Annotated in this window: 13 protein-coding genes and 1 pseudogene; 6 read left to right on the top strand and 8 right to left on the bottom strand. The window is 72.1% G+C overall.

All coding sequences use genetic code 11. The features are described 5' to 3' along the window. The 3 genes from RB628_RS05465 to RB628_RS05455 form a co-directional block, all read left to right on the top strand. On the top strand, positions 1-314 hold a 314-nt coding region (locus RB628_RS05465; protein ID WP_318319118.1), incomplete at its 5' end, for an MMPL family transporter. Between the two features lie 383 nt (positions 315-697). Then, positions 698-1,414 (top strand): hypothetical protein, encoded by a 717-nt coding sequence (locus RB628_RS05460; protein ID WP_318319117.1) that lies wholly within the window; start codon positions 698-700, stop codon positions 1,412-1,414. Between the two features lie 107 nt (positions 1,415-1,521). After that, positions 1,522-1,758: a hypothetical protein gene (locus tag RB628_RS05455; RefSeq protein ID WP_318319116.1), complete on the top strand. Its 237-nt coding sequence runs from the start codon at positions 1,522-1,524 to the stop codon at positions 1,756-1,758. Positions 1,759-1,782: 24 nt separating this feature from the next. Here RB628_RS05455 and RB628_RS05450 read toward each other — a convergent pair whose 3' ends face one another. The 6 genes from RB628_RS05450 to RB628_RS05425 all read right to left on the bottom strand — a co-directional run bounded on the left by RB628_RS05450 (position 1,783) and on the right by RB628_RS05425 (position 7,891). Next, a complete protein-coding gene (locus tag RB628_RS05450) occupies positions 1,783-2,679 on the bottom strand; it encodes an NAD(P)-dependent oxidoreductase (protein ID WP_318319115.1) in 897 nt (298 codons plus the stop codon). 404 nt (positions 2,680-3,083) lie between these two features. After that, a complete protein-coding gene (locus tag RB628_RS05445) occupies positions 3,084-3,371 on the bottom strand; it encodes an SCO5918 family protein (RefSeq protein ID WP_318319114.1) in 288 nt (95 codons plus the stop codon). A gap of 121 nt (positions 3,372-3,492) precedes the next feature. Further along, complete coding sequence (locus RB628_RS05440) at positions 3,493-5,046, bottom strand: DEAD/DEAH box helicase (RefSeq protein WP_318319113.1); 1,554 nt, start codon at positions 5,044-5,046, stop codon at positions 3,493-3,495. A 278-nt stretch (positions 5,047-5,324) separates the two neighbouring features. Beyond that, positions 5,325-5,528 carry a cold-shock protein gene (locus RB628_RS05435; protein WP_006373337.1) on the bottom strand — a complete coding sequence of 68 codons (204 nt, stop codon included), beginning with the start codon at positions 5,526-5,528 and terminating at the stop codon, positions 5,325-5,327. Positions 5,529-5,954: 426 nt separating this feature from the next. Next, positions 5,955-6,125 carry a hypothetical protein gene (locus RB628_RS05430; RefSeq protein WP_318319112.1) on the bottom strand — a complete coding sequence of 57 codons (171 nt, stop codon included), beginning with the start codon at positions 6,123-6,125 and terminating at the stop codon, positions 5,955-5,957. 56 nt (positions 6,126-6,181) lie between these two features. Continuing rightward, entirely contained in the window at positions 6,182-7,891 is a 1,710-nt protein-coding gene (locus RB628_RS05425) for a glycoside hydrolase family 13 protein (protein ID WP_318319111.1), read from the bottom strand. 314 nt (positions 7,892-8,205) lie between these two features. Here RB628_RS05425 and RB628_RS05420 point away from each other — a divergent pair, with 314 nt between their 5' ends. Then, positions 8,206-9,159: an LAETG motif-containing sortase-dependent surface protein gene (locus tag RB628_RS05420; protein WP_318319110.1), complete on the top strand. Its 954-nt coding sequence runs from the start codon at positions 8,206-8,208 to the stop codon at positions 9,157-9,159. A gap of 142 nt (positions 9,160-9,301) precedes the next feature. Here RB628_RS05420 and RB628_RS05415 read toward each other — a convergent pair whose 3' ends face one another. Continuing rightward, positions 9,302-10,252: a nucleoside hydrolase gene (locus tag RB628_RS05415; protein WP_318319109.1), complete on the bottom strand. Its 951-nt coding sequence runs from the start codon at positions 10,250-10,252 to the stop codon at positions 9,302-9,304. 312 nt (positions 10,253-10,564) lie between these two features. Between RB628_RS05415 and RB628_RS05410 the strand changes: the two genes are divergently transcribed. Together RB628_RS05410 and RB628_RS05405 are read left to right on the top strand one after the other, a co-directional pair. Then, complete coding sequence (locus RB628_RS05410) at positions 10,565-11,542, top strand: hypothetical protein (RefSeq protein ID WP_318319107.1); 978 nt, start codon at positions 10,565-10,567, stop codon at positions 11,540-11,542. Positions 11,543-11,548: 6 nt separating this feature from the next. After that, positions 11,549-11,986, top strand: a pseudogene (locus tag RB628_RS05405) (hypothetical protein). A 79-nt stretch (positions 11,987-12,065) separates the two neighbouring features. On the opposite strand, the gene RB628_RS05400 reads toward RB628_RS05405, so the two are convergent. Next, on the bottom strand, positions 12,066-14,114 hold the full coding sequence (locus RB628_RS05400) for a TerD family protein (RefSeq protein WP_318319127.1): 2,049 nt from the start codon (positions 14,112-14,114) through the stop codon (positions 12,066-12,068). Positions 14,115-14,199: the final 85 nt, after the last annotated feature.

The raw sequence follows: 14,199 nt of genomic DNA, 5'->3' as shown, positions 1-14,199 counted from the left end.
CCGCGCTGATCATGATGGCCGTCTTCTCCGGGTTCATCGGAGCCGGCGAGTCCATGATCAAGATGATCGGCTTCGGGCTCGCCATCGCGGTCCTGTTCGACGCCTTCGTCGTCCGGACGGCCCTGGTCCCCGCCGTACTGGCCCTGCTCGGCAAGGCCGCCTGGTGGATGCCGGGCTGGCTCGACCGCATCCTCCCCCGCGTCGACGTGGAGGGCGAGGCGCTCACGCACCGCTCCACTCCGGCGACGGCATCTGCACCCGCGCCGGTTCCGCCTCCGGGGCCGACCCCGGTGCTCGTACCCGACCGGGACTGACCGCCCATGAACAGGGGCCGCCTCCGTAGCCAGAGGTGGCCCCGCGCCGGACCCGTGGGGACGGGGAACGGCGCACGTCGTCGGACCCGGCGGCGGGCAACTCCCCCCGCCCGCCGCCGACTCCGACGACAACTGCACCGAAATCACTCGCGCCCACCCCCGTACTTCGGGGGTGGGCGCGCTCACGGTGTTGCGGGAGCGAGGCTCCCCTGACGGCCGAACGGCACCGGACTCGACAACCCTTCGACGTACCGGGGAAACACACAGGTCAGCGGGGTGACGGAGACCGGGACGCGGATTACCGAGCGTTCGTGAGCGGTTGCGGACCGTGGCCGGCGTTCTCACCGTGGGCCCAAAGAGAGCAGCTCTCGAAAGGACTGCGCATGCGCGCCCTCGTATCCCGTTCCCACGGACTCCTCCTCCCGTCGTCCGTCGTCTGTGCCGCGCTGATATTCGGCCCGGTCGGCACGGCCGTCGCCGTCACCGACGCGAGCCGGGAAGCCCACGCCGTCGTCGGCGCCGGCACGGCGTGGTCCTCCACGTCCTCCACGTCCACCACACTCAGCACGTCCACCACGTCCTCCGCGTCCAACAACTACGCGGACCGGGTACTGAACCGGATCGGCGCCCTGGAGCGCGCCGACCGTGACAACGTACTCACTCCGGTACTGAACGTCCTGACCGACCTCACCGAGCAGACAGGCACCGGCCGTCTGACCGCGACCCAGGCGGCCGGGTTCGCGACGGAGGTCGAGACGGCGAAGGCCTCGCTCAAGCAGCGCATGGCGGAACGGGCCGGCACGTCGAACCGGGCCGCGGCAGTCATGGCCGACCCGGTCTCGGACCTCCTGGACCAGCTCTCGGCCACGCTCGACGGCCTCATCGACACGGTGACCGACCTGGTGAGCGGCCTGCTGGACACGCTCGCGGACCTGCTTGGCGGCCTCCTCGACACCCTCGGCAACCTGCTCGGCGGTCTGCCGCCCCTGCCGGTGGAAGTGCCCCCGGTCGCCCTGCCTCCGCTGGAGCTGCCTCCGGCCCCGCTGCCCCCGCTGCCCGCACTCCCCGCGGCAGGGGGCACGGCAGACGCGGTTCGGTGACCCGGTCGCGCTGATCCGACAGCCCGCCCGCCCCGCCGACGCCAGCGGGGCGGGCCTCGGCGCAGCGCGACGTCTCACCCGCCCGTACGGCACGCAGGGAGTACCGCATGTCCGGCGAGAACGAGCAGGACCACGCGACCGGCAACCTCACCGAGACCTTCGCCTTCGCCTGTCTCGACTGCGGCACGGCCTGGAGCCGCACCTTCGAGGTCGTCTTCCTCCCCGACCCGGCGGGCTGTCTGAACCCCCTGGAGTACGTCGACGAGGACGGCCGCGCCATGCGCTCCCCCCTCACCGACGCGGTGTGCGGCACCTGCGGCAGCCGAAAGGTACGAGTGGGCTGACAGCGGTGACAGAGACGTCCTCGGCTACCTCTCCTCGAAGGAGGCGAAGTACGCGGCCGCCATGTCCTCGTCCCCGTGCCCCTGCTCGTCGGCCCGCCGGAACCGCTCGGCGCTCGCGGCGGCCACATCGAGCCGTACGCCGTTCCGCTCGCCCGCCTCGACGATCAGCCGCGCGTCCTTCCCGGCCGTGGACACCGAGAAGCTCGCCGGGGTCAGCCGGTCGTCCAGGATCAGGCCGGCCTTGGCCCGCAGGTAGCCCATGTCGAGCGGGCCGCCGGCGATGGCGTCGAAGAAGCTCCGCGGGTCGACGCCGAGGGCCTGGGCCAGGGCCAGCACCTCGCCGGTCGCGTTGGTCGCCGCGAGGACCCAGGTGTTGGCGACGAGCTTGAGCCGTGTCGCGCTGCCGGCCCCGCCCTCCTCACCGGTCCACACCGTACGGGCACCGACCGCGTCGAAGACGGGCGCGACGGCCGACCGGTGCTCCACCGGTCCGGCGGCGAGCACGAGCAGTTGCCCGGCCTCGGCGGGCTGCCGGGTCCCCAGCACGGGCGCGTCGAAGAAGACGAGCCCCAACCCGCTTGCCAGCAAGCCCAGTTCACCGATCGCGTCCACTCCGACGGTGGTCGACTGCACCCACGCGGCCCCCGGACGGAGGGCGGGCGCGGCGGCGCCCATGACCTCCCGGACGGCGTCACCGTCGTACAGCATGGTCAGGACGACATCCGCGTCCCGGACGGCGTCGGCGGGGGTGCCGGAGACCTGGACACCGCTCTCGGCGGCCAGCGGTTCGGCCTTGGCGCGGGTCCGGTTCCACACCCGGACGGCGTGGCCGGACCGGGCGAGGCTACGGGCCATGGCGGCACCCATGATGCCGGTGCCGAGGACGGCGACGGTGCGGGCGGGGGAGGCGGTGTCGGTCATGAGCTCAGTAAAGCAAGTGGAGGGGGTCTTGCCTCTGGGTCAGCGCGAGCAACGGTGACACGATCACGCCGCTCGACACGGTGACCGGCGCTCCGGGCAGCCCGGTCACCGTCGGCCGCTCCGCCTTCGACGTCGCCCCCGACCGGAACGGCACCACGGCCCACGTCACAACGGCCGACGCCGGCAGACTCGTACCGGTGACAACGGCGACGGGCACGGTCGGTACGCCCCTCAGAACGGGCGCGTATCCGCTGGCCGTGGCGGTTGCGGGTTGCCGGTCGGGTAGGTCCGGACGGTTCGGCCGCGCCCCGTTCAGGGGCGCGGGGCCGTATCGGTCTGCGGTGCCGCCGCGTGGGCGCGACAAGCCACCACGCACCCGCAATCGCGCAGCCCCCAGCGGAGCGCTACTGCATCTCGGCCCACGGGTCGATGACCGCCGGGCGGGCAGGGGCCTGCGCGGCGGCGGGCCGGCAGGTGAAGCCGAGCCTGGTGAGCGCGGCGATCATCTCCTTCTCGGTGAAGTCCCGCCGGTCGAGGCGGGTGATGACCGCGCCGACCTGCTTGACGGGGTAGTCCACGCCACCGATGCCGACAGCCGCACTGGTGATGGGCTCGGGAACCACCCCGTCCATCTTGTGCGTGACCTCGCTCATGATCAGGTCGAACGGGAATCGGGCGATCACACAACGCATGGTGCCTCCGCAGGTCGGTAAGGGGCCGGAGTCAGTGGCTTCGGAGCCGGCCCGGCGTTTCGGGGGCCGGCTGGCCCTGGGCAGGTGCTGGTACAGGTGCTCTTGCTGCTGGAGCTGAAGGTCAGCTGCCCTGACGGGCGTCGGAACCCGGGCGCCTGTTACGGGGCGCCCGGCGCCGGCGGCTGCGTGGCTCGCCGGCGGGATCCTGCTCCGTACGGGCGGACGGGTTCCCGCCCGACACCCGCGGCGGCTTGGCACCGCCACCGGTCGGACGCGACGCCTTCTTGGCAGTGCCGCCGCCCGTCGTACGGGCCTTGCCCGCGGCGCCACCGCCCGACGTACGCGTCGTGGCCGCACCGCCCTCCGCGCCCCCACGACGTGACCGCGAGCCCGAACCCGACCCCGAACCCGAGCCGGACCGGGACCGCGAGGACCTCGACCGGCCACCGGAGCCGTCGCCCTTCGGGGCGGACGGCGGGGTCGGGGCCGGGACCGGGACGACCACCGGTATGCCCGAGGGCGTACGGGCGCCGGTGATGCGGGTCAGTTCGACGGCGCCGGGGGAGACCTTGGCCGTGTTCGGGTCGACGCCCGCCGCCCGGGTCAGGCTCCGCATCTCGCGGCGCTGCTCGGGCAGGACCAGGGTGACCACGCTGCCGGAGGCTCCGGCACGGGCCGTACGGCCGCCACGGTGGAGGTAGTCCTTGGCGCCGCCGGGCGGGTCCACGTTGACGACCAGGTCGAGGTCGTCGATGTGGATGCCACGGGCCGCCACGTCGGAGGCGACCAGCACGGTGACCTCGCCGGTCTTGAACTGGGCGAGCGTGCGCGTGCGCTGGGGCTGGGAACGGCCGCCGTGCAGGGCCGCCGCCCGGACGCCGCTCTTCAGCAGGTGCTTGGTGAGACGGTCGACGCTGCGCCGGGTGTCGAGGAACATGAGTACGCGCCCGTCGCGGGCGGCGATCTCGGTGGCGACCGTCTTCTTGTCGACGTCGTCGACGTAGAGCACGTGGTGCTCCATCGTCGTGACGGCGCCGGCGTGCGGGTCGGTCTGGTGCACCACCGGCTCGTGCAGGTAGCGGCGGGCGAGCCGGCCGACGTCCGCGTCGAGCGTGGCGGAGAACAGCATGCGCTGGCCCTTGCGGGGCACCTGGTCGAGCAGATGCGTGACCTGCGGCAGGAAGCCCATGTCGACCATCTGGTCGGCCTCGTCGAGGACGGTGACGGCGACACGGTCGAGGCGGCAGTCGCGGCGGTCGACGAGGTCGCGGAGCCGGCCGGGCGTCGCGATGACGACCTCGGTGCCGGCACCCAGCGCACGGGCCTGACGCGAGATGGGCAGCCCGCCGACGATCGTGGTCATCCGCAGGCTCATGGCGCGGGCGTGCGGGGTGAGCGCGTCCACGACCTGCTGGGCGAGCTCACGGGTCGGTACGAGAACGAGTGCCAGCGGGCGTCCCGCCTCGGCACGCTGTCCGGCGAGGCGGGCCAGCAGGGCCAGACCGAAGGCCAGGGTCTTGCCCGAGCCGGTCTGACCGCGGCCCATGACGTCGCGGCCCGCGAGAGAGTCCGGCAGCGTGGCTGCCTGGATCGGGAAGGGGACGGTGATGCCCTCGACGGTGAGGGAGGCCAGCAGCGAGGGCGGCAGGCCCAGGTCGGCGAACGACCGGTTCATGCAGAACCTTCCTCAATGCGGCACGTCGACGGAGCTCACGGCAGCGCTCAGCGTCCGCCGCGACAGCGGCGGCACACAGGACAAAGGGGCCGTGGGGACGGGCCGAAAGGAAACGAGCGGTGAAGGGGATGACCCCAAGAATCAGGGACGGCGACCGGCGTCCGGTACTGAACCGTCCCGAAAAAAACTGTGAGCCGGGGCTCACACCCCTAGGTGCGGGCCCCGGCCACAATCACGTGTGTTGTCGATCCACTAGTGGACCGCCAGGTTCACGCGGATCAGGCGGGGAGGATGTTCTCCGCCTGCGGGCCCTTCTGACCCTGCGTAACGTCGAACGTCACCTTCTGGCCCTCGTGGAGCTCACGGAAGCCCTGCGTGGCGATGTTCGAGTAGTGAGCGAACACGTCGGCGCCGCCGCCGTCCTGCTCGATGAAGCCGAAGCCCTTTTCCGCGTTGAACCACTTCACGGTACCGGTGGCCATGTTAAATCTCCTTGGGGCATGCTCGGGGGCCCGCACCGTGCGGACCCCGCGTCGCCGCAATGATTGCCCCGACCGGAGAAGAACACCGAAATCTTTGGGAACCACAACTGCAACTGAAAACCACGCTAGCACACAACGCGCCCCCCGGGGACGTGCGGCTATGTCACACGTCCGGAGGGAATACCCGCTGCTCCAGCTCCCGCCGGTCCACTTCCGCGGGAACGTCCTCACGGGTGCCAGGGCAGCCGCGGCCATCAGGTGTCCCAGCCGCAAGCCCGGCCGTGGCGTCCCGCCCTTCGAGCATGCGCTCGCCGCCGATGGGGCCGAGCCGACGGCCGCGATGTTCGAGGCCCTCGGCGACCCCCGTCCCGGCCGCCCGCCATCTCCATGCTCTTCCCCCCTCTGTGTACGACCTGCGGCATCTCGTCAGTTCGGCCTGCGCGCCGGGGCGGTCGAGGCCGCGAGCAACGCGCCGACACCGCCGGCCTTCCCGCCCTTCCCCGGCAGCGCGGTCGTCACGCCCCGCTCGATGCCGGCGGCGCTGCGCTGGTTCGACGGCCGACCGTCGTCCCCACCTCCGCCGCCGCCGCCGGACATCGGCGCCTCCCCCGGTCCGGCCCATCCCACGGCGGGGTGAGGACCTCTTTCTCTTTCTAGTTTCCGAGCCAGACCGTCGTGTCCGGGGCCAGGTCTCCGCCCGGCTCCAGCGGGGCGCTGCTCAGCAGTACCCCGCCCGGCGGCAGCGGGACCGGCGCGTCCGACAGGTTCGTCACGCAGCGCCAGCCGTCCGTGCGCGTGAAGTCGAGGACACCGGGGGCGTCTTCCGTCGCCCAGGTCAGGCCCTCGCCCGCCAGCAGGCGGCGGCGCAAACCGAGGGCCGTGCGGTACAGCTCCAGGGTCGAGCCCTCGGCCCCGTCCTGTGCCTCGACGGCGTACGACGCGAAGCGCGCCGGCTGCGGGAGCCAGGCCCCGCCCGCGCCGAAGCCGTACGACGGACCGGTCGTCGTCCACGGCAGCGGGACCCGGCAGCCGTCGCGGCCCTTGCCCGTGTGCGCCGTCTGTTCCCAGATCGGGTCCTGGAGAGCCGAGGCGGGCAGATCGGCTACCTCGGGGAGGCCCAGCTCCTCGCCCTGGTAGACGTACGACGAACCCGGCAGCGCCAGCATCAGGAGCGTCGCCGCCCGGGCCCGGCGCAGGCCGGCCTGCTCGTCGACCGGCGGGGCGGTGCCGTCCGACAGGAGCCAGGCGTTCAGGTCGGTGCCCGGGGGGAGCGCCAGGCGGGACGCGTGGCGTACGACGTCGTGGTTGGAGAGGACCCAGGTGGCCGACGCCCCCGCCGAACGGGCCGTGGCGAGAGAGTCGGTGATGACCTGGCGCAGCTCCTCCGCGTCCCAACCCGCTTGCAGATACTCGAAGTTGAAGGCCTGGCCGAGTTCGTCCGGGCGGGCGTACAGGGCGCGGCGGGCGCCCGGGACCCAGGCCTCGGCGACCGCCATGCGGGGCGGGGTGTAGGCGTCGAGGATCTTGCGCCAGTCGCGGTAGATCTCGTGGACCTCGTCGCGGTCGAAGAAGGGGTGGGTGCCCGGCGGGAAGGCGGCGAGGGCCTCCTCGCCGCCCAGTTCGGGGGTGCCGAGGTCGCGCAGCGGGACGTCGAGGTCCTTCGCCAGGGCGTGGGCGACGTCGATGCGGAAGCCGTCGACGCCCCGGTCGGACCAGAAACGGAGCGTGGTGCGGAAGTCGGCGCGGATCTCCTCGTTGGCCCAGTTGAGGTCGGGCTGTTCGGGGGTGAAGAGGTGCAGGTACCACTGGCCGTCGGGTGCCTGGTCCTCGGTCACCCGCTGCCATGCGCTGCCGCCGAACACCGAGTGCCAGTCCGTGGGCGGGAGTTCGCCGTTCGCACCCCTGCCGTCACGGAAGACGTAGCGGTCGCGGGCCGGGGAGCCGGGGGCCGAGCGCAGGGCCTCCTCGAACCACACGTGCCGGCGGGAGGTGTGGTTGGGGACGATGTCGACCATGACCTTGAGGGCGAGTCGGTGGGCCTCGGCGACCATGTCGTCGAAGTCGTCGAGGGTGCCCAGGCGGGGGTCGACGTCGCGGTAGTCGGCGACGTCGTAGCCGCCGTCGACGAGTTCCGAGGGGTAGAAGGGGCTGAGCCAGAGGGCGTCCACGCCCAGCGCGGCCAGATGCGTCAGGCGCTGGGTGATGCCCTTCAGGTCGCCCAGTCCGTCGCCGTCGGCGTCGGCGAAGCTGCGCGGGTACACCTGGTAGACGACCGCCTGGCGCCACCAGTCGGGGTCCCGGGAAGAGGTGTCCAGAGACTGCGGGTACGACGGGGGCCGACGGTCAGGGGTCGGTTCGGGCACTTACTCTCTCCTTGCTGTGGCATTTCTCCGGCGGACGACAAGCCCAACTCTGTCCCCTTCGCCGGGAAAGTGAACGCATGCGCTTCCGGAACACGTCCTTCCCTCTGTGGCTCAGTTGTGATGATCCGCGAGCCTCCTTTACGTTCCGCTGAGTTGACACTCCGGTCCGCAAGATCCACGATGTGGAAACGCTGTGGCGCATATGACCAATGGGCCCAGCGTTCCTTCGACCACACTCCCCCGGTACGGCCCGGCCGCAACGCGCTGCCCTCCCGCCGTACCCGGGTTTTCGCACACGCGAAGATGGGATCCGCATGTCCATAGCGAGACGTGTCAGCCCGCTGCACCTCCTGGGGACGGGCGCCGCCGCACTCGCCCTCTGCGCGGCCTCGGCCTCGGGGGCCTGGGCCACCGGCACGCCCGGCGGTGACGGCTGGGGCTCCAAGACCGGCGGTTACAAGCCCGGCGCCGGCGCGGGTACTAAGACCGAGACCGACCGATGCCAGTTCTCCCTCGACGGGAAGAACTTCTTCGACTCGGTCCGCGTCGACGACCAGAACCTCAAGCCTACCGACGACGGCAAGGTCCACGTCCAGGTCCGCACCGCCGGTGACGCCAGCACCTGCACCGCCTCCCTCGCCTCCTACCTCGCCCACGGTGCCACCTTCGCCACCTCCGGCGAGCAGGTCTTCGTCGACTTCGACACCGTCACCGTCAAGCAGGGCGAGACCGGCTCGCTCGACATCGCGGTGCCCGACGCGGGCTGCTACGCGCAGATCGACCTCTACCGCGGCAAGGTCAAGTTCGACGGCGACTTCGACGCCAACGACGGCTTCGAGCACGGCGACCTGCCCAAGGGTCCGGACCGTCCGGTCATCAAGGACAAGCTGATCGCCGCCTGGAACGGCGGTACGAAGGACTGCACGACCACGCCGCCTCCGGCCGAGGAGACCCCGGGCACCCCGACCCCGACCCCGACGCCTCCGGCCGAGGAGACCCCGGGTACGCCGACCCCCTCCGAGCCGGTGTCCGAGACGACCCCGCCCGCCTCCGAGACGCCGTCGACGCCGACGCCGTCCGAGTCGGTGCCGGAGTCCACCCCGCCGGCCACGCCGACGAGCCCGGACAGCTCCCAGCCCCCGCTGGCCGAGACCGGCGGCGGCAGCGCCACCGGCCCGATCGCGGGCGCCGCCGGCGCGCTGCTGATCGGCGGCGCGGCGATCGTGGTGGCGACGAAGCGACGCAAGGCTGGTCGCGCGGGTTCGTAACCCCGTTCAGTAACGCTTGAGTACGTCCAGTACGGCCGCCCCGGTGCCGCTCCTCGCGAGCGGCACCGGGGCGGTCGGCGTTTCCGGGTTCCGGGTTCCGGGTTCCGGGTTCCGGGTTCCGGGTTCCGGGTTCCGGGGATGCCTACCGGTTCTCGACCGTCCCCAGGTACAGCTTCACGTAGCGCTCCACGTCGATGTCCAACGCCACGTCCACCAGCGGCTGTGCACGCGTGCCGTGGTGGATCTCGGCCTCGCCGGGGCGCCGTCGGCGGTCGACAACCGTCTGGCCCCGGGTCGGACCGGGGGCCAGGGAGACCTCGACCGGCAGCAGGCTGGTGGTCAGCCCCGCCGGGTCGGCGACCGAGCAGACGGCGCCCGCGTCGCCGAGGCCGCCGGTGGGGGTGGGGTCGCCGGTGGCCGCCGGGTCGCGGTGGGCGAGCAGCTCACCGGCGAGACGCGCACCCGGTTCCGCACTCGCGCGCAACCGCTGGACATCGGCGGCCGGCACGACGACGCGCTGGAAGACGTCCAGGCCGTACATCGTGATCGGCACCCCGGCGGTGAGCAGGACCGCGGCGGCCTCCGGGTCGTGCCACACGTTGAACTCGGCGACGGGCGTGGCGTTGCCGGTGGCCACCGCACCGCCCATGAAGACGATCCGCTCGATGTTGCGGGTCACCTCGGGGTGCGTACGCAGCAGCAGCGCGATGTTGGTGAGCGGGGCCATCGGAATGAGGGTGACCCTGCGTGGCGAGCCGAGGATCTCGCGGCGCAGCAGGGTCACCGCGTCCACGTCGACGGGCGTCCGCGTGGTGGGCGCGGCCAGGCCGATGTCGCCCATGCCGTCCCGCCCGTGCACGTGGGCGGCGGGCCGCGCCGGCTCGATCAGGGGCCGCTCGGCGCCGCGCGCGACGGGCAGGTCCGGGGCGCCGGCCTGGTCGAGGACGGTGAGGGTGTTGCGTACCACCTGGTCGACGTCCGTGTTCCCGGCGACACAGGTGACCGCGCGGAGGTCGAGTCCTGGGTGACGTACGGCGAACAGCAGGGCCAGGGCGTCGTCGATGCCGGTGTCGCAGTCGATGATGACGGGCACGGGTTGAGTCGAACTCCCTCGGGCAGCGCCAAGGGAGTCGGGCTGAGCGTGGGCGGTGGGTTCCGCGGTCGTCACTGTGAGGGCTCCTTTCCCGGCTGCACAGGTTTTCACAGTCCGGCCCCTCACCCGAGTTCCGCGCTCCCGGAAGATCGCCGTCGCCATGGCGGACGGCGACCGCGCCGCCGGACTCCGCATCCCGGCGACCCCGGCCGCCCGCTCACCCGTACGGCCCGGCCCGCTGGTGGGACCGCGCGGGCAATGGTGCCGTCGGAGGAGATCTGACGTACCGCCACCTCTTGGAGGAACCCCTTGATGACCCGTCGGCCCTCTCCCCGTGCGGTACGTCTGCTCGCCTCGGCCCTCGGAATGGGCACCCTGCTGACGATGGCCGCGTGCATGCACGACGAGGACCGCACCGGGGTCGGCACGGAACGCCGGCAGGCCGGACCCGCCACCTCCCCCACCGCCCCGGCGGCCCCCGCCGCACAGCGGGCCTCCGCCGCCCCGCCCGCCCTCACCGACGTCCAGGCCCGGCGCGCCCTCCTCACCGACGCCGATCTCGGGGCGCCTTGGGCCCCCACCGAGGGCGCCGCGCTCTGGCGGGACGCGCTGCTCAAGGCGACGGCGGACAACGCCGAGTGCGGACGCCTCCTCGACGCCGTGTACACGGAGGAGCTGCTCGGCGAACCGGCCGGCGCCCGTGCCGTCGCAGGCTTCGACGACTACGACGAGGGCGGCCAGCTCCGCTACCAGGTCACCGCCGCCCACCGCGCCGATGTGGACAAGGGGCTCGCCTGGCTGAGGACGATGCCGCAGAAGTGCGCCCGCTTCACAGCGGTCGGACCGCACGGCGACCGGCAGGAGGTGCGGGTCACGGAGGTCGGGCTGCCGCAGGCGGGGGACGCCAGGCAGGGCCTGCGGCTGGCGACGAGGGGCGAGCTGGACGGCGCCCCGGCGACGCTCACCCTGGATCTCGCCGCCGTCCGGGTCGGCGACGACGCGATCGTCCTCACCAACGGCGGCCTGACCGAGCCCCGCACGGAGTACACGGTGCACGCGCTGCAGGTCGGCGCCGAACGCCTGAAGCAGACCAGGCAGGAGAGCCCGGCCCCGCCCCAGACGCCGGTGCAGGGCCGGAGCGCGACACCGACACCGACACCGGCCCCGGTCCAGCCGCAGGAGCAGGAAGGGGAGAGCGAGGGAGAGGGGCAGGACTGGGAACAGGCGCAGGACCAGGACCAGAACCCGGATCAGGGCTCGGAGCAGGAAGAGGACCAGGACCTTTACTGACCCGCGATCCAGGCCTGCCTCCTGCTCGCGCCGCCCACCCTCTACTTCATCCACTCGGGCCCGCCCCCGGACGCGAACGTCCTGGCCGGCCTCCTGACCGGGATCTTCGCGCTCGCCTTCCCGATCGTCTTCGTGACGGCCTTCCGCGAACTGGTGAAGCGAGTGCACCCGGCCTACGAGTGGGTGGCCTCACCGGCCTGCTCAACAGGCCTCGTCCACGCGACGATCACCCTGGTCTCCATGGGCCTGGAGGCCGGCGCGTGATCGCCACCGACCACTCGACCGACCCGACGATCGAGGTGCACGGCACATACGTCTCTGCACACCCCCGCCGACTTCTCCGCGGCGTACGGCTGGGGCACGACGGCCTCTATGGGCGCGATCCTCAGCCACTGGCTGCCGGCGCCGGCCATCTCGACGTGTCGCAGCGCCAGGCAGCGCTGAAGCACCGCGTGTGCATGGACCCGTACGGAAGTTGCGGAGCCGACAGGCCAGAGCGCCGCGTCGCGTGGTGCGGTCGCCATCAGCCCGCGGCGACCGACTCCCGCATACGGGACGAGGACGACGTACGGCGGTCCAGTTGGACGACGACGTGGGCGTGGAAGCGGTCCACGGACTCGTCGACGCTGCGGATGAAGCCGGACTCGGCGTTGCCGCGGGTGTTGCCCATGCCGCGGAAGAGGGACAGGCGGAAGCCGGTGATCGGCGTGCCGTCCTTGGGGAGGAGGTCGGCCGGTTCCGGGCGGAGCCGTTCCAGGGTGCCTCGGGGACCGGGCGCCTGGCCGGAGAGCAGCGCCTCGACGTGCAAATCGGCGGGAGCGTCGGCGAGTTGGCGGACGAGCCGCTTGGTCCAGGTGAGGGGGTAGCCCTGTTCGGGAGCGGGGATCTCGATGGACGTACGCAGTTTGCCGGTACGCAGGTCGGCGCAGAGGGCGAGGATGCCGGGTGTGCCCTCGATACGGAGTTCGGCCTCCAGCCGGCCGTCGCCGCACAGCCGGTCGGCCAGGTCGGCGCGGCGTGTGCGTGGATCGCTGCCGCGTTTCGCCCGCTGCACGGGCAGTACCTTCTGGCCGAGTTCGCCGCCCAGCCGCAGGCACACCTGCCGGACCAGCCGCTCCCAGCTCTCGACGACATCGACCGCGCGGGAGTCGCCCTGGCACAGGGTCTCGTCGTCGATCCCGTTGCGCACGGGGACCCAGGCGGGGCCCATGTTCTGGAAGCCGTGGCAGCCGGAGTTCTCGTGCTGCAGGTAGTGCAGCAGTTCCTGGAGCAGCCAGGCGTGCGCCGCGTTGCCGACGCCCTCGTGGCGGATCAACATCTGTGCCTGGTGGGCGACTTCGGCCCAGGACAGGTGCCAGAGGGCGACCTTGTGCTTGCGCCGGCCGTCCATCTTGACCTCGATGAGCGGGCTGCCGTCGAGTTCGACGTCGTTGGACAGGGTGATGACGGCCTCGTAGCCGCGCCGGGCGGCAATGTCCGCGTACGCCTGCACCTGGTCCGGCTTGAGGGAGTTGCCGTTCGTCTTCGTCTCGACCAGCGCCGTCCACAGCTTGCCTGCCCGCTCGACCCGGATCACACCGTCGGGGCGGCGCGGGGTGTCGCCGTTGGGCAGCGTGACCTCCGTGAAGGTCTCCATCCGACCGGAGGGCGCCCCGAACGCGGCCGTCAACCGCCGCCCGAACTCCGGGACCTGGGCCATCACCGACAACAGCACCGAGGTCGCCCGGGTCTCGCGCTCACGGTCACTCTTGAGGGCGGAGGCGGGGAAGAGTCTCGCCACCCGCCAGGAGTCGTTCTCGGCGAGGGACTTCCTGGCCACCTTGGGCAGCGTGACCTTCTTCTTCGCGGTACGGGGCCGCGGCGCGGCCTTGGCCGGCGACTGCTCCGGGGATACGGGCCGATCCGGGGGCGCGGGCTGTGCGGGGCGCTCGCTCGTCGGCTGCGTGGGGATGGCCGGCAGGGGCTCGGCCTGCTCCTCCGTCACCGGCACGGCCTGCGCGTCCTGCTTCTCGTCCGCCTCCTCCACTTCCTCCGCATCGTCGTCGATGTCGACGCCGAAGTCCGTTGCCAGGCCCGCGAGTCCGGACTCGTACCCCTGGCCGATCGCCCGAAACTTCCAGTCCCCGCCCCGCCGGTAGAACTCGCCGAAGAGCAGCGCGCCCACCTCGCCGGGATTCTCGACGGAGAAGCGCAGCAGGCTCTCGCCGGCGCCGTCGGCGAGCGTCAGACGCAGGTCGTGCAACTCGGAGAACCGGGCGCCCTCGTAGCGGCTCGCCGCCACGACGATCCGCTCGGCGTCGTCCGCGATCGCCGTCAGGTCGAAGGTGATGCGGTCCTCGTTGCCGTCGGCCGTAGGTGCCTTGCCCAGCAACTGCACACTGCCGTCGGCGGCGACGGGATTGTTGTAGAAGTAGAAGTCCCCGTCGCTGCGGACCTTGCCGTCGGCGGTCAGCAGCAGGACGGACACATCCGCGTCTCCCTCCCCCGTCGGGCTGCTCCAGCTCAGTCTCACCATCACCGAGCCGACGTCCTCGCTCAGCGCCGCCAGGCCGACATTGGCGCCCTTGACCATCTCGTGCACGAGGCCCCCCAGATGCACCGTAGTGACATGTGACACGCACCACACCTTGCGCATCAAGGGAACCCTAGCGCCGGAC

Origin of the sequence: Streptomyces sp. ADMS (assembly GCF_033441795.1) — a bacterium.
In the GTDB taxonomy this organism is placed as follows: Bacteria; Actinomycetota; Actinomycetes; order Streptomycetales; family Streptomycetaceae; genus Streptomyces.
The sequence above is the reverse complement of the archived record's forward strand: the minus strand, read 5'-3'. Positions and strand labels throughout refer to the sequence as shown.

What these genes read in the sequence shown, in the direction of transcription:
- RB628_RS05455 (WP_318319116.1), top strand. Translation starts at nt 1,522, where the DNA reads ATGTCCGGCGAGAACGAGCAGGACCACGCGACCGGCAACCTCACCGAG.
- RB628_RS05430 (WP_318319112.1), bottom strand. Translation starts at nt 6,125, where the DNA reads ATGTCCGGCGGCGGCGGCGGAGGTGGGGACGACGGTCGGCCGTCGAAC.
- RB628_RS05445 (WP_318319114.1), bottom strand. Translation starts at nt 3,371, where the DNA reads ATGCGTTGTGTGATCGCCCGATTCCCGTTCGACCTGATCATGAGCGAG.
- RB628_RS05435 (WP_006373337.1), bottom strand. Translation starts at nt 5,528, where the DNA reads ATGGCCACCGGTACCGTGAAGTGGTTCAACGCGGAAAAGGGCTTCGGC.
- RB628_RS05450 (WP_318319115.1), bottom strand. Translation starts at nt 2,679, where the DNA reads ATGACCGACACCGCCTCCCCCGCCCGCACCGTCGCCGTCCTCGGCACC.
- RB628_RS05420 (WP_318319110.1), top strand. Translation starts at nt 8,206, where the DNA reads ATGTCCATAGCGAGACGTGTCAGCCCGCTGCACCTCCTGGGGACGGGC.
- RB628_RS05410 (WP_318319107.1), top strand. Translation starts at nt 10,565, where the DNA reads ATGACCCGTCGGCCCTCTCCCCGTGCGGTACGTCTGCTCGCCTCGGCC.
- RB628_RS05460 (WP_318319117.1), top strand. Translation starts at nt 698, where the DNA reads ATGCGCGCCCTCGTATCCCGTTCCCACGGACTCCTCCTCCCGTCGTCC.
- RB628_RS05400 (WP_318319127.1), bottom strand. Translation starts at nt 14,114, where the DNA reads ATGGTCAAGGGCGCCAATGTCGGCCTGGCGGCGCTGAGCGAGGACGTC.
- RB628_RS05440 (WP_318319113.1), bottom strand. Translation starts at nt 5,046, where the DNA reads ATGAACCGGTCGTTCGCCGACCTGGGCCTGCCGCCCTCGCTGCTGGCC.